Origin of the sequence: Pleomorphochaeta sp. DL1XJH-081 (assembly GCF_049310885.1) — a bacterium.
Lineage (GTDB): Bacteria > Spirochaetota > Spirochaetia > Sphaerochaetales > Sphaerochaetaceae > CAYZJV01.
The window spans coordinates 1-265 of sequence record NZ_JBMDYO010000117.1 but is presented as its reverse complement, the minus strand read 5'-3'; the positions used below and the strand labels follow the sequence as shown (position 1 = coordinate 265).

At 41.5% G+C, this 265-nt stretch carries 1 protein-coding gene; it reads right to left on the bottom strand.

What is annotated here, in order from left to right; genetic code table 11:
- Nucleotides 1-4: 4 nt before the first annotated feature.
- The coding region (locus ACODJP_RS14130) for a hypothetical protein (RefSeq protein WP_422482586.1) at nucleotides 5-265 on the bottom strand (261 nt) is incomplete at its 5' end.

The following is a 265-nucleotide window of genomic DNA, read 5'->3' as shown; positions in this document are numbered from 1 at the left end:
ATGACTATGAGTTAAATGATTGCCGCACTATGGCTGCAACCTGCCGTCCCCAAACTGCGTAAACTTCTTTACTTGGATGAAAACCGTCACTTGCCATAGGCAAGTTCATGGCTTGAAAAGTTTCAATATCATATTCAAGAAACTTAAAATGGCTTTGTGGTGCTAACCATTGTTGTAATTTTTGATTCATTTGCACTGCATATTGCCCAAACAACCAAGCTAGTGGATTCGGTAAAGCCGGGAAATGTTGCATTGGAGGCACACC